Consider the following 26,261-nt stretch of genomic DNA (forward strand, 5'->3'; position numbering starts at 1 on the left):
TCTATTTTATTGGATAATAAAGAGAGTTTTATGAAAAAATTACCGCTATTATTTCTGTTGGCTTCTACCTGTTTGCCTCTTTCGGCTCAAGAGATCAGATCGTTAGATCTAAAAAGATGTTTTGAAGAATCTCTTTTAGGACAAAAAGAAAGGACATCGTTAGAACTTCTGAAAAAACAATTTTCTGAAAATACCGAAAAGTTGGAGAAAGAATTGGAAACCTTGGGTAATCAACTTCAAGATGAAGATTACATGGCTGGACTGTCAATGAAAGCGGCTGAAGAGTTAAGAAAAAAATTTGACGAACTCGGTCAGGAGTACAATATCTATCATAATCAATATTATCAATTGTTGAATCAAGCCAATATGCGCGCTACTCAAAAACTTTTGAAAGCCATTAAGTCGGCGTCTCTTCAAGTTTTGAAAAAAGAGAACTTAGATTTAATTGTTAATGAAGAAGTGATTTTAGCTTCGAAAGAAGGTATTGATGTTACCGATAAAATACTGAATATACTTGAAAAAGATTTTAAGGAAAGTAGTCATAAAATCGAAGCCGATGATAACTCCTAGTTTATAAGAGGATTTTCATGTCTGAAATAAATTTATCTTTTTCATTGAAAGAATTGTCCGAAATCACCGGTTCTCAGATATTTGGAGATCCCGATTATATCATTCAAGGTGTCGGCGCTATAGATAAATCTTCTTCTGCCGAAATAACTTTTCTTGAAAATTCAAGATATGACAAGTTTTTTGCGAATTCTTTGGCTGGAGCCATTATAGTTTCACCTAAACACGATTTGGTGGAAGGTAAGAATTATTTGTTGCATTCTCAGCCGATGTTGGCTTTTCAGAAAATCGCAGAGCTTTTTATGAAAACACCGAATTCCGGTTTTGAGGGAATACATCCTACGGCAATCATACATGAGGAAGCAATTGTAGAAGACGGTGTTATTATGGAACCTTATGTCGTAATTGCTAAAGGAGTCCAAATCGGTTCCGGCACAAAAATCAGTACCGCTTCTTTTATAGGAGCCAATACGAAAATCGGAAATGATTGTTTGATACATGCTCACGTCACAATCAGAGAAAACGTCATTATCGGAAATCGAGTTGTCATTCAACCTGGAGCCGTTATCGGTTCATGCGGTTTCGGTTATACGCCTGATCAATGCGGCAATTACAATTCTCTCAAACATTTGGGAAAAGTTATCATCGAAGACAATGTTGAAATAGGAGCTAATACGACGATTGATCGCGGTAGATTCGAGTGTACGTTCATTGGGAAAGGAACAAAAATAGACAATTTGGTTCAAATTGCTCACAATGTGACAATTGGCTCTCATACTCTAATAGTATCGCAAGCTGGGATTTCCGGTTCGACTCAAATAGGAAATCGAGTTATTATCGGGGGACAAGTAGGAATAGCCGGTCATTTATCTATATGCGACTTAGCCGTAATAACGGCAAGAACAGGATTGGCAAAGTCAATCCCGACTCCCGGAGTTTGGGGAGGAGCGCCTGGCAGACCTCATAAAGAAAATATGCTTAACCAAGCGCAATATAAAAAGATTCCCTCTATAGAAAAAAGAGTCAAATCTTTGGAAGAAACTTTAAAAACTCTTGAACTTGCCGGAAAATCATAAACTCCCCTTAGCCAAGGCTTCGAGTTTTTTTCAAGTTTCTGGTACATCTGGATTTAACCAAGAGAATTTTTTTGAGGATTCTGTTAAAGTTCAGCGTGCTGACTCTTCCTACTCTCAATAATTCAACAATGGATTTAATTCCGAATTCCAGTTCCTCTTCGGTTTGAAAAATGAAAGCATCTCCCCCTGTTTTAAAAAAATTCAAAAAAATCCTATTTGAAAATTCAACACTCTCCGAAACAATCTCGCTTAAATTGAAAAACTTCAGATTAACAACGTTTTCTTGAATAAGGACTTTTTGTTTCGTAACTTCATAAACATTGTTTTTTAAATAATCGGTATATAATTGGGTGTTCGTATTAACGGATTCTTCAGGAGTGAAGGAACGAAGCAAGTTCAAATCATTTTCCAAACCGAAAAATAGTCCGCCTGCCGAAAGGCCTTTACATAAATCGGTTTGAAAATTTTCATCATAAGCATTTTCTTCTGAAGATTTTTCGAATACATCATTCCCCATTTGAAGAAAAACTCCCTTTTCACTAAAAAAATGAGCTAATTCCAGACCGGAAAAATAAACGGTATCTCGATCAGGAAACACCTTGTCTTCTTTTTTTAAATAGGTATTGAGCCCATGAGATAATCCATTACACATAATCAAAGGAAGATTGCTTACTTCGGAATAACAATCCATTAAATAAGTTTGTCTTAAAAAATCTCCTCGATAAAAAATGATTCCTCCCAAACTTCTTACTTCTACCATTAATTCAACATTTTTTTGCAAGTCGGAGTCATAAACAGCTTCGGTTTTCAAAAAAAATAATTGAGAAACTTTATCTTCGATTGAACCAAGACTATTGAAATAGCATTCCGCCTTATCGGAGTCTTTTTTCACCCTATATTCGTCAACCGAAGATTGAGTAAATCCCGAAAAAGTAATATTTCTTGAATCACATTGAGAATCATCAACCTGCATAGTAGAAATCCTTTTGGTTAGGTATAAATTTTTTGTTTCTATAATTAAACCAGTTAAGGTCAAGTATTTATTTCGATTATCATCGCCAAGTCCTCCATTAAAATCACCGCTGAACCTAAAAGAATTATCGATTTCTTTCCTATAAATTTTCATTTCCACGCCTCCGGTTCTTGGATAAAAATATTTTTTTACAACCAAAGCTAAAGGATGGTATGGGATGTCGACAATTTTTGTTAAGAAAACAATCATGTTTAAATAAATTTTTTACATGATAGTGTGAAAAAAAATAAAAATTTATTACTGATTTTGACTTGTATTTTCGAAATTCAGTAAATATAATCACCTGTGATAACTTTCGAAAGTACATATTTCTATGAGTCCTTGCAATTCTTATTTTTCTTTATATCCGGGCTTAAGCAGACTGGAATTTGTAAAGAAAATGCTCGATGATTTCGGCGAAAACAACTGTATTTCCTCACTTAAGAGAATGATCCTAGTTAGGGAATTCGAAACTCGAGGCGAAGCCGCTTATCTTAACGGCTTAATCGGAGGCTTTTATCATTCTTATGCCGGAGAAGAAGCCATTGCGACGTCTTTAATTGCATCGTGCGGAAAAGAGAATTTTATATTTGCTTCCTATAGATGCCATGCTTACGCGTTGGAACTCGATGTATCGCCCAGTGCTATCGCCGCTGAACTTTTGGGTAAAACCACAGGATGTGCTCTGGGCAGAGGAGGTTCGATGCACATGTGTGCAGACACAATGCCCGGAGGATTCGGTATAGTAGGCGGACAAATTCCTTTAGCCCTGGGTGGGGCTTTTTCGGCTAAATATCTTGATCGAAACTGCATTTCAATCGCCGTTATCGGCGACGGTGCCGTAGCACAGGGAGTTTTTCACGAAAGTCTCAATTATGCCTCTCTTCATTCTCTTCCCTTAATGATCATTGTAGAAAATAATTTTTGGGGAATGGGAACGTCGTTAAAAAAAGCCATAGCAGCTCTTCCAATATGGGAACGTTATGGAAAGGCTTATGATATTCTCTCTTATTGTTTAAACGGAATGGACTTTTTTAATTGTTTATCAGGTTTCCGTGTCGCTCATCAACAAATGTTCAAAACTCAACGACCGGCTCTAATCGAATGTTCGTGTGCACGGTTTAGAGGCCATTCCATATCCGATCCAAATGCTTATCGAAGCGAGCAGGAAATGAAAGAAACTTTTCAACAAGATCCGATCATACTTTTAAAAGATGATTTGATAAAGGCTGGTCTTCTGACTTCCGAAGAATACGATGTGTTTAAAAAAGAAGCCAAAAACACTGTCCGGGAAGCATTTTCTTATGCCGAAAATTCACCGGATCCTCTTATTACAGAATTGGAAGAAAACGTCTATGCCCCTTAAACAAACTATTCCTATTAGAGAAGCCCTTCGACAAGCAATCGATGAAGAGATGTCTCGAGACGACACCGTCTTCGTAATCGGCGAAGAAGTCGGAAGTTATAATGGCGCCTACAAAGTGACAAAAGGATTATTGGATAAATGGGGACCTAAAAGAATTATAGATACTCCGATCAGTGAGGCAGGTTTTGCGGGTATGGCCATCGGAGCGGCAGTAACCGGATTACGTCCCATCGTAGAATTTATGAGTTGGAATTTTTCTTTAGTAGCAGCCGATCAGATTATTTCCAATGCAGCAAAAATGTATTATATGACTGGAGGAAAGTTTTCGGTTCCGATAGTATTTAGAGGCCCTAACGGAGCGGCTGCTCAAGTCTCTTGTCAACATTCCCATTCCTTGGAAGCCCTTTACGCCAATTTTCCTGGTCTTATTATTGTAGCTCCGTGTACACCTTTCGATGCTAAAGGATTATTGAAAAGTTCAATACGTAGTAACAATCCGGTTTTATTTCTGGAAAACGAATTGCAATATCATATTCAAGGCGAAGTTCCAACGGAAGAATATACGGTCCCTTTGGGGAAAGCACGTATGGTTCAAGAGGGAAAAGACATTACGATAATCGGTTACAGCAGGATGATTTCGGTGTGTTTAGAAGCAATCTCAGTCGTAAAGAATTTAGGAATATCCGTAGAACTCATTGACTTACGCACAATTAAGCCTTTAGATGTTTCTTCTATACTCAGATCAGTGCATAAAACCGGAAAATGTCTTATTGTTGAAGAAGGTCATTACTTTTCGGGAATAGGAGCGGAAATAGCAGCTACTTTAGTTTCACTGGCTTTTGACTCATTAGACGCACCTGTTTTACGCGTGACTCAAAAAGAAACCCCCATGCCCTACTCGAAAATTCTTGAAGCAAATAGCTTACCTAATGCCGATCGAGTTGTAGAGGCTATAAAAAAATTAATGGGATAATTTTTATGCTTATCAAAATCAATATGCCTAAATTATCTCCTACTATGGAATCCGGAGCTATAGTAAAGTGGCATAAATGCGAAGGGGATTTTATTGAAGTCGGCGACCCGTTATTGGATATAGCGACGGATAAAGCAGTCTTATCTCATTCGTCAACCGAAGAGGGTTGGTTGGGATTGATTATAAAAAAAGATCGAGAAACAGTTCCGGTAGGATGTACTATAGCCGTTTTAACTTCGGAAAAAGAAGAAGTCGTGAATCCGGAAGATGTTATTACTTCTGTTATAAAAGAAGTTATTTCTTCCGAACCGAAATATCCGAATCAAGAGGATAAGGATTCGAATAAAAACTTTGAACGAACTTATATAAAACAAGCCGGTTTTTCTCCGGAACCTCCGTTAACTAAACTTCCAGTAAGACGAAAATCAAACAAAGTTTCTCCTTTAGCTAGGAAGCTTGCCTCCCTCAATAATCTGGATCTTTCAACGGTATGCGGCACAGGGCCTGGAGGACGAATCATGAAAAAAGATATCGACTATGCCCCCAAAAAAGGTTTAGTCAGCTTCGGTTGTGATCACAACGAATGTTCCGATCTGCCAGGCTCGTTCGAAGAATCCAAACTTTCTCCTATTCGATCGACGATTGCCGCACGGCTGCAAGCGTCTAAAAGTTATATCCCTCATTTTTACGTTACTCAACGCGTTAATGTATCGGCACTGATCGAAGCCAAAAATCAATTAGAGAATTTGGGATGTAAGTTTTCAATCAATGATTTACTTACCAGAGCTTGTTCACTGACATTAAAAGCATTTCCTTGTGTGAACTCAGGATTTAATAGCGTAGAAAATAAAATCATCAAATTTAAGACCATCGATATCTCGTTTGCTGTAGCAATTCCGGAGGGACTAATTACGCCTATTATAAGATGTGCAGATAAAAAAAATTTAGAAGAAATTAGGGAAGAAACTAAAAAACTTGTCACTAAAGCCAGAAACAATTCCTTGAAAGAAGAAGAATATAAAGGCGGATCTTTCTGTATTTCGAATTTGGGGATGACTGGAATATCAGAGTTCACCGCTATTATAAATCCTCCTCAAACGGCAATATTAGCCGTCGGCGGAACGGAAACCCGTCCCCTTGTTTATAATGGGACCATTGTTATTGGACAGGAAATGACTTTAACTTTATCCGTAGATCATCGTGTAATTGACGGAATGAAAGCCGCTCTTTTTTTGAAACATTTACAAAAGCTTTTGGAAAATCCTATCGGGTTACTTATCAGCTGATGGAATGTACGTTCCAGATATTTTTGGCATAATCGGCAATGACCCTATCACTTGAAAAAAATCCCATTCCGGATACGTTACGGATTGAAGTTTTTGTCCACTCTTCTTTTTTCATAAAAAGATCGTCGACCTTTCGATGAGCTTGTGTGTAAGAAGAAAAATCTTCCAAAACCATATAATAGTCTCCCCCCTCAAGTAACCGATTGCTTATAGGCTCGAATAAATTCTTGTCTTCATCAAAAAAGCCGCCTTTAATTAGATCCAAAGCCTTTTTTAAAGAAGGATTCCTTTCATAAACTACCTGAGAAGAATAATGCGGTCTGAGCTCTAAAACCTCACCTTCCGTTAAACCAAAAATAAACATATCGTCTATTCCGATATGCTCGGCCATTTCCACATTAGCCCCATCAAGAGTACCGATAGTAAGAGCTCCATTTAAAGCAAATTTCATATTTCCGGTTCCGGAAGCTTCCGTTCCCGCCAATGAAATTTGCTCGGATAGATCCGAAGCAGGAATAATAATCTCAGCAGAAGAAACTCTATAATTCGGAAGAAAAACTACTTTTAAAAATTCTCTTACAAACTTATCGCCGTTTATGACGGTAGCCACACTATTAATTAACTTAATAATTAATTTCGCAAACACATAACCGGGAGCAGCTTTTCCGCTAAAAATAACGGTTTTAGGAACATGATTGTCGTTAGGATTCTCCTTAATCAAAATATAATCATGAATAACCCTTATGATATTCATAAGCTGTCTTTTGTATTCATGAATTCTCTTCACGTGAGAATCGAACAAGGAATCACAATTTACGGAAATTTTCGTTTCATCAAAAATCATGTCGGATAATCGTTCTTTATTCAGAGTTTTTATTTTTTGCCACTCTTCTATGAAAGAAGCATCATCTAAAAAGGTATGTATTTCCGAGAACTTTCGATAATCGGTAATCCAAGAATCCCCTATCGATCGATCAAATAGATTGGCGAGCAGAGGATTGCAAAGTTTTACCCATCTTCTAAGAGTGATTCCATTAGTCATATTAGTAAATTTATTCGGAAAAATTTCAAAAAATTCTTTGAAAAGATGTTTTTTCAAAAGTTCCGAGTGAAGATTTGAAACTCCGTTAACATGTTCCGAACCTACAATCGCCAGGTTGGCCATATTAATCATTTTATTAGGAGTTTCTTCTATAATCGATAATTTCTTGACTTTTTCGAGATCATCGGGAAAAACGGATTCCACATATCCGAGCCATTGAGAATTTATTTTATAAATAATATCCAAATGTCTCGGCAATAATTTTTCAAATAAATGAACGGGCCATCGTTCCAAAGCCTCGGGAAGAATCGTATGGTTTGTGTAATTAAATATTTTCGAAGTTACTTTCCAAGCTTCATGCCATTCCATCTCTTCCCTATCGACGAGAATTCTCATCATTTCGGCTATACCTAGGGTGGGATGTGTATCGTTTAATTGAATAGCCACATGTTCGAACAATAAACGTAAATCTAAATGTGTTTTATTATACCTTCTGATGATATCTTGGATTGTTGCCGAAACCAAAAAATATTCTTGTTTTAATCTCAGTTCTTGCCCTTCAAAAATGGAATCGTTAGGATAAAGCACTCTGGAAATATTCTGAGTCATAGCAATGTCTTCAATTGCTTGCATATAATTTCCGTGATTAAAATAGTTGAAATCAAAACCCTTCGGAGATTGAGCTTGCCATAACCTCAAAGAATTAACCGTTGTATTTCCGTATCCGGGAACAGGAATATCATAGGCCATTGCTAAAACTTCTTGAGTATCGACCCAATCGAAGATCTCTTTACCTGAAGCATCGATATATTTATGGATTCTGCCGTAAAATTTAACGGGATATAAATATTCGACACGACAAATTTCCCAAGCATTACCGTATCTTAACCAATTATCCGGTGTTTCAACTTGAAATCCATCAACAATTTTTTGTGAAAAAATACCATAATCATAACGAATTCCGTAACCGTAAGCAGGAATACTTAGAGTAGCCATTGAGTCGACAAAACAGGCTGCTAATCGTCCCAATCCTCCGTTTCCTAACCCGGCATCGTCTTCCATTTCGGCGAGCTCATCCAAAGTGTAACCCAATTCATGAACTGCCTTTTCCACAAGTTCCAAAAGACCGAGATTTAATAAATTACTTTTTAAACTCTTTCCTAAAAGGAATTCCATAGAAATGTAGTAAACTCTTTTTGAATTATCTTCGTAATATTTTCTTTGAGTTTGAAGCCATCCCTTCGATAACCATTCCATAACCATAGAAGCTAAAGCTTTAAACATTTCTCTCTTTGAAGCAATGTCAGGTTCCTGTACAACACCCAAATACAGTCTTTTTAAAATAGATTTTTTAATACTATCAACGGTCACGGAATTACGATCGAAAGATAAGACTTCTTGCATGAGACCTCGATGACTTTAGTAATAGTATTCTAACAAATACAGAAAAAATCTAAATATGTGAAATAAAATTAATTTTTTCTTCTTAAGAAAGAAAGTGTTTAATACAATTAATGCGTATTTATGTATTTTTGGATTTAAAAATGGTTCGAACAGGTCGTTGGATCGACGGCAACGGTAATCTGACTGATTCCGGTCCCAGTGTTAGAAGAGTCGGTGTTCATACATTGGGGTCTTTTGGCGATTCTTCTAGAACAAGCAACCATAAGTCGCCTACTACTAGGATACAAAGCGGATTTTCGGATGGTCTTGGAAATTATGATTTAACATACTCCGGGCGGAGTGAAGGTGAGATTGCTAGAGGACACCGCAAAGTAAATAATTGTTGTAGGGAGACAAGATTTCCTAGTTGCTTAGCCTCGGTTATCGGAGCCGTAGCAAGTTGCATATTCGTAGCTTTTTTTCATAACGGAACCATATCTAACTTGCATTGTGCTTTAGGAATTGTTGGATTTTCGCTTTCTCTAATCATTTTGCTTGTGTGTTTAGGCGTAATACTTCTGAATCTATATAGGAGCGTTATGTATGCCATTTACCAAAAAGAAGTTAAGCCATTATGTCCAAACGGAGCAGATCAGGGTCTGATCGTAATGGCTGAGAGACATTAGGTGTAAAAAGTTATATTTTTTATAACATATAATAAATAGGGTAAATCGTTGTTGAATTAGTCATTAAAATAAAAACTTTATTCTAATACTTGCTTCGATAAAGCAATTTTTAGTTTTTTGATTTGTTCAAGACAATTCTTCTCTTTCATTGAATTGGCTACTTCCGGTCGGAATAAACCGAATCGTCTAACAGAAAAAACGGACTTGTTTCGAAGTTCAGAAATATCAGTCGTTATATAACATTTGCAATTCATAGCCATCTACTAAATAAACGGCATTCAAGCATTTTAAATGCTACAAAAAGATCCATCACAAGCAACTAAAAAATGAATATAAACTTCAACACAGTTCAGATTAAATATTTTTTTAAACAAAATGATAAGAATTTGCTTTATAAAACCAGTTGATCCCTCACTTTACTCTTCATCATTCTGCTCATAACCCCCCGATTCGATATCCTCTGTAACTGATACGCCTGATTGATTCATCCTAACTAAAGATAGGACATTCTTCAACTCTGTCGTATTTGCACATATAACAGTTGTTTGTTTCAAAAGAGCTTTTATATCTTCAGCATTTCGAGCTATAATTTCGTTTTTAAAAGCTCTATCTTCCGTACCCAAACGTTCATTAATCTTCAATTGTTTAGACAAACGCTCATTAGCTTTATTTACCAGTGTTTTCTTAGAATAAAGATGATAAGCCAACACCACAAAGAAAACCGTTAAAGAACACAATACTATTCCAAAAATGAGTCCAGGTTCAGAACAACCAAGAATACAAACAGCACAAACACCAAAAAATAAACATATCGCCCCGATGACTGTAAGCGCAATAAGCGAAATTGTTCCTGAGCACTGAGGAAGAGGAAATAGCATTTCTAATTTATCAGGTTCACTTTTCCTTACTAGACAATCAATACAACCGAAATTCACAGATTGACCTAAATTCAATTAGGATTAGGCTAAAGATTTTCCTATTAAATTTAAAGCACTTATGAGATTTCTATTTCCTGATTCCAGCTCTTCTTTGATATGCTTGACGGCAGACATAACCGTGGAATGATCTCTTAAAAAAATATCTCCTATCTTAATGTAAGGCATGGCCAAATACTCCCTGCACAAATGCATGGCTACCTGACGCGGCACCACATTTTCCCTAGACTGAGATTTACTTAGAACATCCTCTATTCTGATTCCATAATACTGGGCTACAACGGTAATAATCGTAGCTGGAGTCAATTTGTTTTTTCGAAGGATATCTAAAAAATCTTTAAAAATTTCCTGTAATTTCTCAAAAGTACAATATTTTTCTTTTCCCTTAAGCCTCTTTGGTATTTCATTAACAAGTTCGACAGCACGTTTCATGTCACCGTAAAAAAACTTACATAAAAACGTAATTATTACTTCCGAAGGAAAAATTGATTTTTCTTTCAATCGTTCAATAAAAAACTCTCTTAAATCAATATCCTTTAAAGGTTGTATGGAGACGACAATCCCCCATTCAAAACGACTGACCAGTCGATCTTCTATTCCCTTTAACTCCTGAGGATTCATTCTGGATGCGAGGCAAATTAATTTACCTTCGATATGTAAAGAATTAAAAGTATGAAAAAACTCTTCCTGAGTTGCGGCTTTACCGCTTAAATGATCTATGTCATCGATGAATAAGGCGTCCGCTTTACGACACACAGAACGAAACTTTTGCATTTCACCGTTTCTTATGGCACTCACAACATTGTAAGTAAAAGTATCGGCTTTACTATAGACTATCTTTTTTCCTTCAGCAATAAGTCTACGTGCAGTAGCTATTAACAAATGAGTTTTTCCGCTGCCGGGAAGACCGAATAAATACACTGGATTAAAAGCATCTTCGAAATTAACGGCATCTTTGAGTAGCTTATAGGCCAATTCATTGCCTTGGTTAATTCGAAAATTGTCAAAAGTAAAATTTTTTGATAAAGAATCAGTATGTAGGCGAAAAAATATAGGACGAGAAGCTTCCGCTTCTAAAGATTCTTTCACTTCCGGAGAGTTTACTAAAGGCAATTTGAAAAGCGAAAGATGCACCTTAATGCGTTTTCCGTTGTTGTTAAAAAACTCCCTATCAACCTTATGACGCATATGCTCTTCAAACCAAGAATAAGCAAAAGATTCGGCCGCTTCTAAATAAAGATTACAAGCATCAAAACAAACGACTCGTAAAGGACGTAGCCACTTATTAACGGTCTCTCTACCTATTTCTCTCTCTTGTTTTAAAAGAAATTCATTCCAGGCTCGCATAATGCATCATCCGTTTCCCTTTAGCTGTTAACAAGTCGATAAATTCAAGACTACTTTTTCGAAATTTTCCCTAATATGATTTCATTCTTAAGGTGTTTTTTATCTAAAATTTTGTTTGTTAACCATTGTTGCAAAACGCCAAGTAACATTGAAGACAACCAGTATAAATTCAATCCCGAAGGAAATTTATAAAACATAACGGTGAACAACACAGTCATCATCGTTCCCATAACCTGCTGCTGACGCTGTTGTTCTGTCGGATTGGTTTCAGCTCGTTTTCCGGCTGAAATTTTTTGTTGCATAAACATGACGACACCTAAAAGAATAGGAAGAAGATGCAGTTGATTACCTATGAAGAAAATTGGAGTCTTCCAAGAAACAAGAACATCCGGAGCTGCCAAATTATCAATCCATCCAGGAATAAAAGCAGCCCCTCTAAGCAAAAATGATGACTTCAATAAATCAAACATAGCTATAAGAAACGGAATCTGTATAAGAACGGGAAAGCAACCGGTTAAAGGGTTAACTTTATTCGTTTTGTACAATTCCATTATCTCGGCTTGAGCTCTTTTAGGTTCTTTCTTATATTTTTTTTGGATTTCTTGGATATACGGAGATAGTATTTGCATTCTCCTCATAGATTTAATCGACCATGCGTTAAGCGGATAGAGTACTAATTTCAAAAACACGGTAAGAAGAATAATAGCTATGCCCCAGGAGTGAGTCATAAAATAAAAGAATTTCATAACCAAAAACAAAAGTCTTGCAAAAGGCTCCGATACAAATGCAAAAATACCTCTGAAGGTTAGGCAAGAAACGTAATTAGGGTTAAGTCCCGTTGTAGTATTAGTATTCGTAAAAGTTGCATCCACAGTATTTAAAACCGCTTCCTCTAAAGGACCAGCGTAAATTCGTAACTTTTGAGTATTCTTCTTATCAAAAGTTAGCGGTAAAACTACCTCATAACCCGGATATTTGGATGCAGGATAAGGGTCATTCCTTGGATCTATAAGAGAAAGTCGTGTCGGAACGGTTTCTCCCGGAATCATTACGATTTTGTAACTATCAAAAGCATTCTCAGTTAAATCCGTGAGTATAACACTGAAATAACCGTTCGAATTAGCAACCCAAAAAGGATGGCTGGATCCCGATAATACGGGATGCTTTATTTTCGGAAGCTTCTCTTTAGAAAGAATACCCTTTGATTTATTTGTTAAAGAGTATGTTTTAATCGTTGGCACAAAAGCATTGGACAATAACTCAACTTCAGGAATACCTGAAGTAATCCAAAGATCGGAAGCTCCTGTTGTTCCGGACAACTCAATATAAAGATCAAAACAATAAGGAGCAGAAGCTTCATCTTGAGGCAAAACGAATCTTTTCGAAACTTTTTTGTCTAAACTTTGAAAAACAACATGTTTATCGGAAAATTCCGATACTCTAAAATCACTGAACGGGTTTTCGGATAATCTGGATCCAACTATATGCAAGGCCTGATATCGATTAGGAATTCCTTGATCCGGGGCTGATAAAACTCCTCTACGTAATAAAGGATAGTATCCACCAATTTGTTGATTCCGGTTAATATTACGACTTCCCGAAAAATAAAAAGGAAAGCCCGGAAAAGATGCATTTCTCGGAGAAGATTCTTCAATCTGTCTATCAAAATTGATTTCATTGACAACGCTATTCTGATTTTCCTCATTAAAAAAGGGTAAATTAACACCTTCCAGCGACCCTGTTGTTTCGGAAAAAACAAGCTGTAGATAGTTATTTTGCAAGACGTAATACGCGTTTGCTTCTTCTTGAGAATCCGTAAACTCACCACTAACCGTTACGGCACGATTGATAGGTAAATCAACCGAGAACATTCTTTTTTCGGTAGGCTCATAAACTCCGAAAGGAACATATTCTCTTCCGGATTGCCAGAAAACCAAACAAGTGCCCAGAACTTCAAAATCTCGGTTAACAATGTGTCCTCCAACATACTCTCCTTTGAACAGAAAAGGTTCCTTTTTGTTTCTGAACTCAACAGCTAAAATAGGTAAAGATCCCGGCCCGGACGGAAGGAAAACTTTGCTTCCTTGTTCGGAAACAGTAGAATCAGAATTTTTGTATAAAGAAACATTCAGTCCATTAGGAAGAACATAAGTATCTTTAAAATACCATTTTTGTCCTTCCTCACCATAAATAACCGTTTCTAATTTTTTGTGTTTGGACAATAAAAATAAGGAGTCATTTGAAAATTGAACCCCTTGATGTTTGGCAATACCCTTATCGAAAAATCGTTCTTCACAGTCAATGAGAGACAAACCTAAAATTGACGAGGCTATATCATCGGAAATTATTTTTTGACTTTTGGCAAGATTCTTATAAAATGCCAGATCTTTATAACCTAGAAATACTTGAAAACCAAAAAAAGAAACACTTATTAAGGCAATAAACAATAAGAGACGTTTATTCATAAAAAGAACTCATATAAAACGTAGTTAAATCCCAGAGGACAACGGTAACACAGACGATATTTATATCCAAAATAAGAAAAGAGATCTCTTCAAACCTTATCTCCAGCCGATCTTCTCTCAATAAAAAAGCTCCGAGCAAAAATGAATGCCCCGAATAAAAACAAAGGCAGTGATAACAATTGCCCCATAGATATAGGACTGGAACTACTTAGCATTATGCCTTGATGGCTTTTAAAAAACTCTAAACCGAATCGGATTGCGGAAACTGCCATACATGCCATACCGGTGAGACAACCGTTCCCAACCCGCTTAGGATTTAATAATAAAAAAATCAAAAAAGCAATAGATGTGATTAAATAACTTAATCCCTCATAAAGTTGTACGGGATGCAGTGGAAGGCTGGAAGAACCGTCGAATGAATCCAAAAATACGATTCCCCATGGCATATCAGTAGGTTTTCCGAGTATTTCGCGATTAAACAAATTACCCAATCGAATCATAAAAGCGGTAAATCCGAAAGTGGCTGAGGCAATGTCCGTAATAAGAAAAAAACCTAAGCCGCGAATCTTATCCTTCTGTGTTCGTACAAGCATAGCTACAAAGAAAAAAAAGCCTAAAATTCCCCCATGACTGGACAAGCCTCCCTCCCAAATTTTAAAAACGGATGAAAAATTTTTTAAGTAATAAGGAAGACCGTAAAATAAAACGTAGCCTAATCTCGCTCCTAAAACAACAGCAATAACCAGGAAAAATAAAAATTTTTCCAAAAATCGGTCTATAATCGAGCAATTCAACTCAAAATTTGAATCAATGTGACTCAACAATCGGTTTTTAAGCAAAAACATAACGGAAAAAGCACTGCTAAAAAAACCTAGAGAGAAAAACAATCCGTACCAACTCATATTAACATGAGTTCCGAAAACATCAAATTCAATTAAAGACCTGGAAAAATTCCAATAAAACACAACGACCCCTAAAGAAGATAATTTATCAATCAAATAATAATAGATAAAAAAGAAAAAATCCATAACCTAATAACCACCTCGAAAGTAATTAATTCATCAATGAATCAACGACCCCCAATTATTACCGTTATTCCAGGAATTTTATGGATATCAAGCAGCATTTTTTTATTTAAAAATACGCTAATCGGAATTTTAAATTACGAAAAATTTCCTATCCGTCTTTTACCTTTAGGGGGACTTTTTCTAATAGCAATATCAATCGGAACCGCAAAGTATATATTCATCTTTAAAAAAATCGTTTTAAAACAAATTTATGCCGCGGAAAAATTTTCAAAAACTTTTTCTAAAAGAAACTATTTGAAAGAAATTTTTGAAATAAAAAAAATTCTCGTTTATTCGGTAATCAGTTTATCATCAATCTTTCTAAGAAAAAAGTTAGGCGGAGAATATTTCTTCTACTTTCTTAAGACCGCCGTCGGAAGTGGGCTATTTATTGCCGGAATAAATTATTTTAAAAAATTAAGACAATTTTAATTAGTTAAACATCTAATGAACAATCGAAAATTTGATTCCGTTATGGGCATAGGGACTGACATCATAGAAATTAAAAGAATCAAAAATGCCTTTGAAAAGCACGGTCAACGATTTTTGGAAAGAATTTTTACACATGATGAACAAAACTACTGTTTCTCTTTTAAAAACCCTTTCCCTTATCTTGCTGCAAGATTCGCAGCAAAAGAAGCCGTCACTAAATCTATAGGCACTGGAATAAATAAAATTATTTCTTGGAAAGATATTGAAATTACCAAAGACATCAGCGGGAAGCCCATCGTCAAACCATCCTCTGGAGTCATAAAACATTACGGAACCATAAGATTTCTTCTATCAATAAGCCACTGCGATACTCATGCCACTGCCACGGCAATTTTCATGTCCGCTATTTTTTAACTCATAAAAAAACAATACTTAATAAAACATTTTTTCAGCATCTAAAGCGGCCATGCAACCGGATCCGGCAGCCACAATGGCTTGTCGGTATATCTTGTCTTGAACATCCCCTGCAGCAAATACTCCTTTCACAGAAGTATGAGTAGAACCTTTCTCTGTTAAAATATATCCGCTTTCATCCAAACGAAGTTGTCCTTTAAGGAAATCGACGTTTGGAGTATGGCCTACCGCAAAAAAAACTCCTCCTGCTTCCATTGAAATTTCTTTACCAGTTAAATTATTTTTTAATACGACGTTTTCAACAAATTTCTTACCAGAAATTCGAATGATTTCACTATTCCAGAGAATTTCAACTTTATCATGTGTTTTAATTTTATCACTCATCGCTTTGGAAGCTCTTAAAACATCTCTTCTATGAACAAGATAAACCTTAGAAGCATAACGCGTTAAGAATAAAGCCTCTTCAACGGCGGCATCCCCTCCGCCTATAACAAACAAATTTTTATTACGAAAAATAGGGGCTGCTCCGTCACAAACGGCACAAGCCGTAACCCCTTTTTGCCAAAATTCGCCTTCACCAGCTCCTGGGATAGGCAATTTTTTAGCACTGGCTCCCGTCGCTATTATAATAACATCAGCAGTATATTCCACCGAACCCGAAAACACCAAAAAAGGTTTTAGTGATAAATCCACTCCAGTTACGTCTTGAGTTAGAATTTCAACTCCCGATTTCATCACCTGTGCTCTCATGGAGTGCATCAAATCGGGTCCTTGTATACTTAAAAATCCTGGAAAATTTTCTATTTCGGTAGTCGTCATCAATTGCCCTCCCGGAGTCCCCGATAAAAATCCCTCTAAAAGCAAAACTTTCAACCCTGCCCTTCCTGAGTAAATACCGGCAGTACAAGCCGCAGGACCGGAACCTATAACTATCACTTGGGCATGCATAAACCGACCTAAAAATTTAAATAAAACCAGAGAAAATATGATAATAAAATACCTTCGTCAACCACTTTTTATGAAGCAAATCGATAGAAAAAAAAACTTATTATCCAGTCATCAATGTCAATTCTTGCCTTTTTTGAGGTTTATATTTACACTGTCCATTTGAGTTTTTGTAGTCTTAGGAGAATAACAATAAATGCCCAAACAAGCCGAATATACATGGATGGCCAAAAAGAATTTTGATAACATAGATTACCTTGAACAGGACGCCAAGGAATTCAAAAATCTTTTATACTCTTCTCATGGCATAAAGAAGGAGAATACAAAGGAATCTGTAGAGGAAATTCTTCCTGGAGCCATTCTTAGAGGCACGATCGTTGACATTAGCAAGGATTTTATCGTTGTTGACGTAGGATTGAAATCCGAAGGAGTTATTCCGATGGCTGAATTTGTCAACTCCTCAGAGGGACTCGAAGTGGGGGCTGAGGTCGAAGTTTATCTTGATCAAGCAGAAGATGAAGAAGGAAAGGTCGTTCTTTCCAGAGAGAAAGCTGCCAGACAAAGACAGTGGGAATACATCTTAGTCAATTGCGAAGAAGGTTCTATTGTTAAAGGGCAAATTATGCGGAAGGTTAAAGGCGGTTTGATGGTAGACATCGGAATGGAAGCCTTTCTTCCTGGATCCCAAATCGATAATAAGAAAATTAAAAATTTGGATGACTACGTCGGCAAGGTATGCGAATTTAAAATTCTGAAAATCAATATCGAAAGACGCAATGTCGTGGTTTCTAGAAGAGAACTTTTGGAAGCCGAAAGAATTTCTAAAAAAGCCGAAATTATTGAACAGATTGTTATCGGCGAGAAAAAAATCGGTGTCGTTAAGAACATAACGGATTTCGGTGTCTTCTTAGACTTAGATGGAATAGACGGTTTGTTGCACATAACCGATATGACTTGGAAAAGAATTAAACATCCTTCCGAAATGGTTGAACTGAATCAAGAACTGGAAGTAGTGATTTTAAGCGTCGATAAAGAAAAGGGTCGAGTGGCTCTGGGACTAAAACAAAAAGAACCTAATCCTTGGGAAGATATCGAGAGGCGTTATCCTCCAGGAAAAAGAGTTTCCGGTAAGATCGTTAAGCTGCTTCCTTATGGAGCGTTTATAGAAATCGAAGACGGAATAGAAGGCTTGATTCACGTTTCCGAGATGTCTTGGGTTAAAAACATCATCGATCCTAGCGAAGTCGTTAACAAAGGCGACGAAGTCGAAGCTGTTGTTCTGTCTATTCAGAAAGATGAAGGAAAAATTTCTTTAGGCCTTAAGCAAACCGAAAAAAACCCTTGGGATGACGTTGAAGCCAAATATCCTATAGGTCTTAGTGTTAAAGCTGGGATAAAAAATCTTACGAATTACGGAGCTTTTGTCGAATTAGAGCCAGGGATAGAGGGATTAATTCATATTTCCGATATGAGTTGGATAAAAAAAGTTGCTCATCCTTCGGAATTATTTAAAAAAGGCGAGAAAGTCCAAGCCGTAATTTTATCCGTTGATAAAGAGAGCAAAAAGATCACTTTAGGAGTTAAACAATTAACTTCCAATCCGTGGGAAGAAATTGAGAAAATGATACCTTACGGCACTATTGTTAAAGGCATTATTACTAAAACAACTGCTTTTGGGGCTTTCGTCGAATTGCAAAACGGTATTGAAGGATTAATTCATGTTACGGAACTTTCAGATCAAGCCTTTTCGAAAGTAGAGGATGTTGTTTCTGTCGGAGATACCGTTAGTGCTAAAGTTATCAAACTCGATCCGGAGCACAAAAAAGTCTCTCTTTCAGTTAAAGAATATTTGATTGATAAACACCAAGTGAATCAAGACGATATAGTCATTAAAGATCCCGATTCTATGGTTGACTCAACCAGGGGAAAGAGAAAAAAATAGGTTGTCTGTTTTTTAAGTCGGGAATCTATTAAATCAATGGTTTTCCTTGATTGAAATGCTTATGTTTTGTTGTTGTGGAGTAATAAATGAATAAAGATCTTATAGCTATTTTTGAATACATGGAAAGGGAGAAAGGAATCAAACGTTCCATTGTTGTCGAAGCTATTGAAACGGCTCTTAAAATTGCAGCCAAGAAGACAATCAAGGAGGATGCTAACATTTCCGTCACGGTTAATTCAAGAACGGGAGACATCGAAGTTTTTTGTGAAAAAGAAATTGTCGATATCTGTGAGGATCCTGCATGGGAAATTTCTCTTGAGAATGCTAGAGAGTACGACCCGGATTGTGAGATCGGTCAATACATAGATGTTCCTTTTACTTCGGAAAACTTCGGAAGAATAGCTGCTCAGGCCGCTCGACAAATCATAGGACAAAAATTACGCAATGCCGAAAGGGACGTTATTTACGAAGTCTATAGAGATCGTGTTAACGAGATCGTTACGGGAGTTATTAAACGATTTTCTCGAGGTTCCAATTTAATTATTGATCTTGGGAAAGTCGAAGCAATTCTTCCTTCACGTTGTTATCCTAAAACCGAAAAATACAAACCCGGTGACAAAATCTGCGCTCTTTTATATGAGGTTCAGGATGCCGAAGACGGGCATGCGGAAGTTATTTTGAGTAGATCTCATCCGGAATTCGTCAAGCAGCTGTTTATACAAGAGGTTCCCGAACTTGAAGACCATGTCGTGGAAATCGTAAAAATAGCCAGAGAAGCAGGATATCGAACTAAGATGGCGGTATCGTCTATAGATCCTAAAACAGATCCGGTTGGATGTTTCGTTGGAGTAAGAGGAGTCCGAGTTAAGAATATCATTCGAGAACTGAATGATGAAAAGATAGATATCGTTACCTACTCGTCTAGTCCTACAGATCTTTTATATAATTTGTTACAACCCATTGAAATTCAAAAAATGGTCGTTTACCCTGACGATAAGGTTATTTCTATTGTCGTTAACGATTCCGATTACGCTACTGTGATAGGTAAAAAAGGTGTTAATGCCAGATTGATTACGCAACTGATTGAACATGAGCTCGAAATTCAAAGAACGAGTGAATACAATAAATTATTGGAAATTCAGAGATCGCAATTAGCTGAGCTTGATGATCCAAGTCTGGATCTACCTTTAGAAATAGAAAACATTAGTAAGTTAGTAGTTCAAAACCTTGTTCAGTCGGGATATGACACGTTAAGAAAAGTATTATTGGCTAGTGTCAATGATCTCGCTTCGGTTCCTGGGATTAGTATCGAGCTTGCTTACAAAATACTTGAGCAGGTTAGCAAATACGGAGAGAGCAAAATTGACAAAAAATTTGAAGCTGAAAATTAAAAACTCGCAGTTAGCTAAAGCTGCCGGTCTTGATAAATTAAAAGAAAAATTAGCCAAAAGTAAGAAATCTAAAGAAGAGATTATCGAGGCTAATGAAATTAAGATTAAAGAGACTGTTTCCATTTCCGAGCCTTTAGGTGGATTAACGGGGCAACAGACCGATAAACCCCGAAGAATTAGGGCAAAATCCCATTCTTCGTTCGTTCCGGTGTCTGAAACAGAACAACCTTTAGCGACGAACGCTTTCGATGAAGCCACGTATTCGCCTACACAAGAAGACGGTTCGATGAGTATATCGACAGCGATCGCTTCTGAAGACTCAATTGCAGTTGATATTCTCGATACCGAATCCTACGTGGAAACTACAAAAGAAGTACAGCTCGAAACTCATAATCATGATTATTTAGACAATGAAAAATCGTGTGTTACTACTGTAGAAAAACAAGAAACTAAGGAGACAACGCCTCCTCCCGTCGTTAGATTGAATACTACTTTTGGCCCTACAGGACGACACGTAAAACAGTTACTAACACCTTCTTCGTTCAATAGGGATAATAAAAAACCCAGGACCAATGAAGCGGGAACCGAAAATAAGTCCCCTTTTATAAACGATAGAAATCGAAATGCAGGTTCAAAAACAAGATCGGAAGAAAGTAATAACAAAACCACTACTAAGACGGACTCCGTCACTAAGCCTTCGACTTTCTCTCCGATTAAAAGAGACGGTGTAAAGAAAGGCAGAAATGATTTTCACGATTTTCGTAATGCGCAGAAAAAATCGGGTGACAATGTAAAAAGTTTTACTGGTCGTGATCGATTAGGTTTAAACGAAAATTCCGATGACGACCGTTGGAGAAAAAAGAGACCCGTTAAAGTTAAGAAGACTCAAGAAGAAATTGCTATTCAAAGACCTTCGCATATCAAGATCATGCTTCCGATTACCGTTAAGGATTTAGCTGTCGAAATGAAGCTTAAAGCTTCGGAAATTGTTCAGAGAATGTTTATTCACGGCTTGATTTATGTAATTAACGATCTTATCGGAGACGAAACAACGGTTCAATTTATAGGTTCCGAGTTTGGATGTCAGGTGTCGATCGACAATACGGAAAAAGATCGGATTAGAATTGTTTCTAATACGGTTAAAGAAGAGATTATTCAGACGAATTCTGAAGATTTGAGGGCGAGACCTCCCGTAATAGCTTTTATGGGACACGTAGATCACGGCAAAACGACTCTTGTAGATGCTCTAAGAAAGACTAATATAGCTTCTCAAGAGGTTGGAGCCATCACTCAACATATCGGTGCGTTTCGTTGTTCCACAAACCATGGCATTATTTCCATTCTCGATACACCGGGACATGAAGCATTTTTTGCTATGAGAGCAAGAGGTGCTGAAGTTTGCGATATTGTCGTTTTAGTTGTTGCCGGAGACGAAGGAATCAAAGAACAAACTATAGAAGCTATTACGCATGCAAAAAATTCAAATCTTTCCGTAGTAGTTGCTGTTAATAAAAGTGATAAACCCGGTTATGATTTAGAGAAAGTTTATAGGCAACTAGCTGACAACAACTTACTTCCTGAAGCTTGGGGAGGAACTATTTGCACGGTATCGATTTCAGCAAAACTCGGAAAAGGTTTAGACGAGCTTTTGGAAACATTGGCTTTACAAGCCGAAGTTCTTGAATTAAAGGCCAACCCTAACGTGAGAGCTAGGGGTATTGTTATCGAATCCGAATTACACAAAGGATTCGGTTATATAGCAACGGTTTTAATTCAAAACGGAACTCTCAGATTAGGAGATGCTTTGGTTTTGAATGATGTTTCCGGAAGAATAAAAACTATGCATGACGAAAACGGCAAGGCTGTTAAGGAAGCAGCTCCTTCCACTCCGGTTTTGATCACCGGTTTATCCGGAATGCCGAAAGCCGGAGATTCTTTTGTTGTCGTTAAAAATGAAAGAGAAGCCCGGGATATTGTTGAGGCTCGTATTGCAGGTCAACAACGTTACGCTATGCAACAACAAAGAAAAACCTTTGAAACTATGTTGCAAAACAAAAAGAATCTACGATTAATCGTTAAGGCAGATGTTCAAGGTTCGGTTGAAGCACTTTTGAATTCTCTCAATAAAATTAAATCCGATAAAGTTTCCATTGAAATCGTTTCGGCTGGAATTGGAGAAATATCAGAATCCGATATTAGGCTAGCAAGTGCTTCAAAAGCCATTATTATCGGACTACACACTGCTATAGAGTCACATGCAGAGTCTTTATCGAAAAATTGCGGTGTCAAAATTTTCTTACACACTATTATTTACCATGCAATCGATGAAGTAACTAATTTAATGCAGTCTATTTTGGATCCTATTGCAGAAGAAAAAGAACTTGGGATAGCCGAAATAAAGGCCGTCTTTAAGTCTTCACAAGTCGGGGCCATTTGCGGATGTTTGGTTATTGACGGATTGATTACACGTAATGCTAAATCTAAGTTGATTAGAAATAATGAGATTATATGGAGAGGCGGCATTTCTTCTTTAAGAAAAGTTAAAGAGGATGTCAAAGAAGTCAGGAAAGGTCTTGAGTGCGGGATTCTTCTAGATGATAAAGGATCGTCTCTTGCAGAAATAGGAGACCTAATACAATGTTATGAAATAGTTTATCATCCCCAAAAACTCTAAGATATGAAATCTGGAGAGGAGGAAATTAATGACGGAAGATAGTCGTAGAATGCAAAGGGTGAATTCTCTTATTAGAGAAGCGATTGCCTCCGTTATTCTAAAAGAAGTTGAACATCCTAAAATATCCAATAAATCCATTACAATTACGAGAGTTGAAACTTCTAAAGATTTACAGACGGCTCGAATTTTTGTATCGATTATGTCAGGAGAAAATTCTAAAGAAGAAACCTTGGAAGCATTGAAAAGTTCATGCGGATTTATAGCGTGTAAAGCATCCAAACAAGTTAATTTAAGATATTTTCCTAACTTGGTTTTCTATCTTGATGAAATATTTTCCAAACAAGATAAAATCGAAAACTTATTATGGAAAATTCGTCAGGAAGAACGAAACAACAATCATGAATTCAATATCGAATGATGCATACAGTTACCGAACTTAAAGAAGGTCTTCTATTGATAGATAAGCCGCAAGGACGTACTTCCTTCAGTCTTATTCGAGCACTTACAAAGATTACGAAGATTAAGAAAATAGGACATGCCGGAACCTTAGATCCTTTTGCTACAGGTGTTATGGTTATGCTCATAGGTCGTAAGTATACTCGTATATCTAATGAGCTTTTATTTCAAGATAAAGAGTATTTTGCAGTAGCTCAACTTGGAATGACAACCGATTCTTATGATTGCGACGGAAAAATAGTAGGTACGTCAAAAAAAATTCCTTCACAACAAGAGATCGATGAGGCCATAGCACTGTTTCAAGGAGAAATCCAGCAGATCCCTCCTATGTTTTCGGCAAAGAAAATTAACGGTCGAAAGTTGTATACATATGCTCGAAAAGGAGAGATTATTGATAGAAAACCCTCTTCCGTAAATATAAATATTGATTGTGTGTCTTATATGTATCCCGAAATTCGATTTAGGGTCAGTTGCACCAAAGGAACCTATATCAGAAGTTTGGCTCATGAAATCGGAATTGTTTTGGGATGCGGTGCTCATCTTAAAGAATTAAAGCGATTAAAAAGCGGAAATTTTTGCATAAAAGATTGTATTGACGGTAATTTACTAAATATTCCCGATTTCGACGTTACTCCATATTTGAGATCATTGCCGGATGGAGAAACATTCTAAGAGTCAAGAAACGGTTGCTTTAACTATAGGTTTTTTTGACGGTGTTCATAGAGGTCATAGATCCCTTTTGCAAACACTTTCGGACAGTGCCGATAACTCTTACCTAGTTACTTTTTCAAAGCATCCAAAAGAAATCTTAAATAGGACCACGATCTCCTTGTTGACAACTTTTCACGAAAAGATTTCTCTCATCAAATTCTATGCCCCTAAAACGAAAATTCTTTTATTACCCTTTTCTAAAGAATTATCCGATTTATCTCCGGATCTGTTTCTATTTGCGATAAAAAAATTAATTCCTTTTACTAAATTGATAATCGGTCATGATACAAGAATAGGAAAAGACGGATTAGGCGATCTTCCCTATTTACGCCTTCTCGGAAAAGATTTAAATTTTGATGTCGTCGCTGTTCCGGCAATACTTGCAAACAACCAGGTTATTTCAAGCAGAGCCATTAGAGTTGCCATTATGTCAGGAGATTTGGAATTGGCTAAAACTTTTCTCGGACGCGATTATTCCATATCAGGAACCGTAATCAAAGGTCGAGCTCAAGGAACGATTATCGGCTATCCTACTGCAAATATAAACCCAATGAATATATGCACCCCTCCCAACGGGGTTTATGCCGGAGAAATAATTATTGAAGGAGAGCCGATATTAAAAGGGACGATTCATATCGGAATTTCTCCTACTTTTCAAAGAAACTCAAAATTACTGGAGACATACATTTTTGATTTCGACAAGTGTCTCTATGGTAAACAAATGACCGTAAGATTTAAACGATTTATAAGAGAAGAACGTAAATTTAAATCGATCTTGGAATTATCGGATGCGATAAAAAATGATGTCCTGTCGGTTAAAGAATATTTTTACTCACTTATGTAAAAACAAAATAACGTCTCCGTCACAAACGATATAATCTCTACCTTCCGCCCGTAATAATCCTTGAACTCGAGCCTCGGCTCGTCCCCCACACCGCATGATATCATTAAAAGAAATGACCTCAGCTCTAATAAATCCCTTTTGAATGTCCGTATGTATCGCTCCGGCTGCTGTTACTGCCGTGCTTCCTTTTTTAATAGTCCACGAACGACTTTCTTCAGGACCTGCGGTAAAATAGGAAATTAATCCTAAAAGATCAAAAACCTGTCTAACTAATCGATTTAATCCGGACTCTTGTAAACCTGCGCTCGTAAAAAATTCATTCCTTTCTTCGGTAGGCAATTCCGAAATTTCTTCCTCAAAACGAGCACAGATAGGAACTACCGGACACCCTTGACTATCGGCATACTCTTTTACTTCTCGGACATAAGCATTATCCATCAAAGGAAGCGCGTTTTCATCTACATTAGCCAAGTATAACATCGGTTTATCCGTCAAAAAAGGATACGGCTTAAGAAGCTCTGACTCTGCTGAGTTGAATTTAAGAGAATTCAATAATTTTCCTGCTTCTAAATGAGTAATAATTCCTTCCATTAAACGTAAGACCGGTAATAAATCTTTCTTACTTTTGGATAATTTTTCCAATCGAGAATGAATACCCAAGGCCGAATTGAGATCCGATAAAATCAACTCGATATTTATGGTTTCGATATCAGAAACAGGCTCTACTTTTCCTGATACATGAGTAATCTTAGAACCTTCAAAACATCGAACTACGTGAGCGATAGCAGCAGTTTCTCTGATATGGGACAAAAATTTATTACCCAATCCCTCACCTTTAGAGGCACCTTTAACCAATCCGGCTATATCAACGAATTTTACATCACTATAGATAACGTTTTTACTGCCGACTAATTTCGCTAACTCACCTAATCTCTCGTCAGCAACCGGTACGACCCCGATGTTAGGTTCAATAGTACAAAAAGGGTAGTTTGAAGAAGGCACGGCAGCACCCGTCAAGGCATTAAACAAACTTGACTTCCCTACGTTGGGAAGACCGACTATCCCGCATTCCAAGTATCCCATATCGATAACTTTACAAAATGAAAAACCCGAAAGTATAAGAAATGTATGAATTTATTACAGATCTAACTTTACGGAAAGACATTCGATTTCAATGAATAGGTAAACGCCTTGTTTAAAAACAAACAATCAGTTAACTTTCGGAAAACAAAGTTTGCTCTAATAAC

The 26,261-nt window shown here is 36.9% G+C and carries 21 protein-coding genes; 13 read left to right on the plus strand and 8 right to left on the minus strand.

Annotated elements, in window-relative coordinates:
* Positions 1-30: 30 nt before the first annotated feature.
* Positions 31-570, plus strand: a complete 540-nt coding sequence (locus RSA43_00960; protein MEG2495857.1) for an OmpH family outer membrane protein — start codon at positions 31-33, stop codon at positions 568-570.
* A 17-nt stretch (positions 571-587) separates the two neighbouring features.
* Positions 588-1,643, plus strand: a complete 1,056-nt coding sequence (gene lpxD, locus RSA43_00965) for a UDP-3-O-(3-hydroxymyristoyl)glucosamine N-acyltransferase (protein ID MEG2495858.1) — start codon at positions 588-590, stop codon at positions 1,641-1,643.
* A 7-nt stretch (positions 1,644-1,650) separates the two neighbouring features.
* Here lpxD and RSA43_00970 read toward each other — a convergent pair whose 3' ends face one another.
* Entirely contained in the window at positions 1,651-2,769 is a 1,119-nt protein-coding gene (locus RSA43_00970; protein MEG2495859.1) for a hypothetical protein, read from the minus strand.
* Between the two features lie 220 nt (positions 2,770-2,989).
* On the opposite strand from RSA43_00970, the gene RSA43_00975 reads away from it, so the two are divergent.
* Genes RSA43_00975 through RSA43_00985 form a run of 3 tightly spaced genes read left to right on the plus strand, consistent with a single transcriptional unit; the run spans position 2,990 to position 6,280 of the window.
* A complete protein-coding gene (locus tag RSA43_00975) occupies positions 2,990-4,021 on the plus strand; it encodes a thiamine pyrophosphate-dependent enzyme (GenBank protein ID MEG2495860.1) in 1,032 nt (343 codons plus the stop codon).
* Positions 4,011-4,994 (plus strand): pyruvate dehydrogenase complex E1 component subunit beta, encoded by a 984-nt coding sequence (locus RSA43_00980; GenBank protein ID MEG2495861.1) that lies wholly within the window; start codon positions 4,011-4,013, stop codon positions 4,992-4,994. Before RSA43_00975 ends, RSA43_00980 begins: the two co-directional genes overlap by 11 nt.
* Positions 4,995-4,999: 5 nt before the next feature.
* Complete coding sequence (locus RSA43_00985; protein MEG2495862.1) at positions 5,000-6,280, plus strand: 2-oxo acid dehydrogenase subunit E2; 1,281 nt, start codon at positions 5,000-5,002, stop codon at positions 6,278-6,280.
* Here the strand turns inward: RSA43_00985 and RSA43_00990 are convergent.
* Positions 6,273-8,726: a glycogen/starch/alpha-glucan phosphorylase gene (locus RSA43_00990; protein ID MEG2495863.1), complete on the minus strand. Its 2,454-nt coding sequence runs from the start codon at positions 8,724-8,726 to the stop codon at positions 6,273-6,275. The genes RSA43_00985 and RSA43_00990 overlap by 8 nt on opposite strands.
* A 110-nt stretch (positions 8,727-8,836) precedes the next feature.
* On the opposite strand from RSA43_00990, the gene RSA43_00995 reads away from it, so the two are divergent.
* Positions 8,837-9,391 (plus strand): hypothetical protein, encoded by a 555-nt coding sequence (locus tag RSA43_00995; protein MEG2495864.1) that lies wholly within the window; start codon positions 8,837-8,839, stop codon positions 9,389-9,391.
* Positions 9,392-9,807: 416 nt separating this feature from the next.
* Here RSA43_00995 and RSA43_01000 read toward each other — a convergent pair whose 3' ends face one another.
* From RSA43_01000 to lgt, 4 genes are all read right to left on the minus strand, one after another.
* Positions 9,808-10,326, minus strand: a complete 519-nt coding sequence (locus RSA43_01000) for a hypothetical protein (protein ID MEG2495865.1) — start codon at positions 10,324-10,326, stop codon at positions 9,808-9,810.
* A gap of 24 nt (positions 10,327-10,350) precedes the next feature.
* Entirely contained in the window at positions 10,351-11,673 is a 1,323-nt protein-coding gene (locus RSA43_01005) for a DnaA/Hda family protein (GenBank protein MEG2495866.1), read from the minus strand.
* 50 nt (positions 11,674-11,723) lie between these two features.
* The gene (gene yidC, locus RSA43_01010) at positions 11,724-14,138 is read right to left on the minus strand and encodes a membrane protein insertase YidC (protein MEG2495867.1); all 2,415 of its coding nucleotides are present in this window, start codon (positions 14,136-14,138) and stop codon (positions 11,724-11,726) included.
* 89 nt (positions 14,139-14,227) lie between these two features.
* Complete coding sequence (gene lgt, locus RSA43_01015) at positions 14,228-15,166, minus strand: prolipoprotein diacylglyceryl transferase (protein ID MEG2495868.1); 939 nt, start codon at positions 15,164-15,166, stop codon at positions 14,228-14,230.
* 486 nt (positions 15,167-15,652) lie between these two features.
* On the opposite strand from lgt, the gene acpS reads away from it, so the two are divergent.
* Complete coding sequence (gene acpS, locus RSA43_01020) at positions 15,653-16,051, plus strand: holo-ACP synthase (protein ID MEG2495869.1); 399 nt, start codon at positions 15,653-15,655, stop codon at positions 16,049-16,051.
* 18 nt (positions 16,052-16,069) lie between these two features.
* On the opposite strand, the gene trxB is transcribed toward acpS, so the two are convergent.
* Entirely contained in the window at positions 16,070-16,999 is a 930-nt protein-coding gene (gene trxB, locus RSA43_01025; GenBank protein MEG2495870.1) for a thioredoxin-disulfide reductase, read from the minus strand.
* Between the two features lie 193 nt (positions 17,000-17,192).
* Here trxB and rpsA point away from each other — a divergent pair, with 193 nt between their 5' ends.
* The 6 genes from rpsA (at position 17,193) to RSA43_01055 (ending at position 25,014) form a co-directional block, all read left to right on the plus strand.
* Positions 17,193-18,938 (plus strand): 30S ribosomal protein S1, encoded by a 1,746-nt coding sequence (rpsA, locus tag RSA43_01030; GenBank protein MEG2495871.1) that lies wholly within the window; start codon positions 17,193-17,195, stop codon positions 18,936-18,938.
* Between the two features lie 86 nt (positions 18,939-19,024).
* Complete coding sequence (gene nusA, locus RSA43_01035) at positions 19,025-20,329, plus strand: transcription termination factor NusA (protein ID MEG2495872.1); 1,305 nt, start codon at positions 19,025-19,027, stop codon at positions 20,327-20,329.
* Positions 20,301-23,003, plus strand: a complete 2,703-nt coding sequence (gene infB / locus RSA43_01040; GenBank protein MEG2495873.1) for a translation initiation factor IF-2 — start codon at positions 20,301-20,303, stop codon at positions 23,001-23,003. Before nusA ends, infB begins: the two co-directional genes overlap by 29 nt.
* Before the next feature lie 28 nt (positions 23,004-23,031).
* Positions 23,032-23,421 (plus strand): 30S ribosome-binding factor RbfA, encoded by a 390-nt coding sequence (gene rbfA / locus RSA43_01045; protein MEG2495874.1) that lies wholly within the window; start codon positions 23,032-23,034, stop codon positions 23,419-23,421.
* Positions 23,418-24,131 (plus strand): tRNA pseudouridine(55) synthase TruB, encoded by a 714-nt coding sequence (gene truB, locus RSA43_01050; protein ID MEG2495875.1) that lies wholly within the window; start codon positions 23,418-23,420, stop codon positions 24,129-24,131. Before rbfA ends, truB begins: the two co-directional genes overlap by 4 nt.
* Positions 24,115-25,014, plus strand: coding sequence for a bifunctional riboflavin kinase/FAD synthetase (locus tag RSA43_01055; GenBank protein MEG2495876.1), 900 nt, complete (start codon positions 24,115-24,117; stop codon positions 25,012-25,014). Before truB ends, RSA43_01055 begins: the two co-directional genes overlap by 17 nt.
* On the opposite strand, the gene ychF is transcribed toward RSA43_01055, so the two are convergent.
* On the minus strand, positions 25,003-26,097 hold the full coding sequence (gene ychF, locus RSA43_01060) for a redox-regulated ATPase YchF (GenBank protein MEG2495877.1): 1,095 nt from the start codon (positions 26,095-26,097) through the stop codon (positions 25,003-25,005). The two genes, RSA43_01055 and ychF, sit on opposite strands and share 12 nt — an antisense overlap.
* Positions 26,098-26,261: the final 164 nt, after the last annotated feature.

This window comes from Victivallaceae bacterium (assembly GCA_036659455.1).
In the GTDB taxonomy this organism is placed as follows: domain Bacteria; phylum Chlamydiota; class Chlamydiia; order Chlamydiales; family Chlamydiaceae; genus JAVXCN01.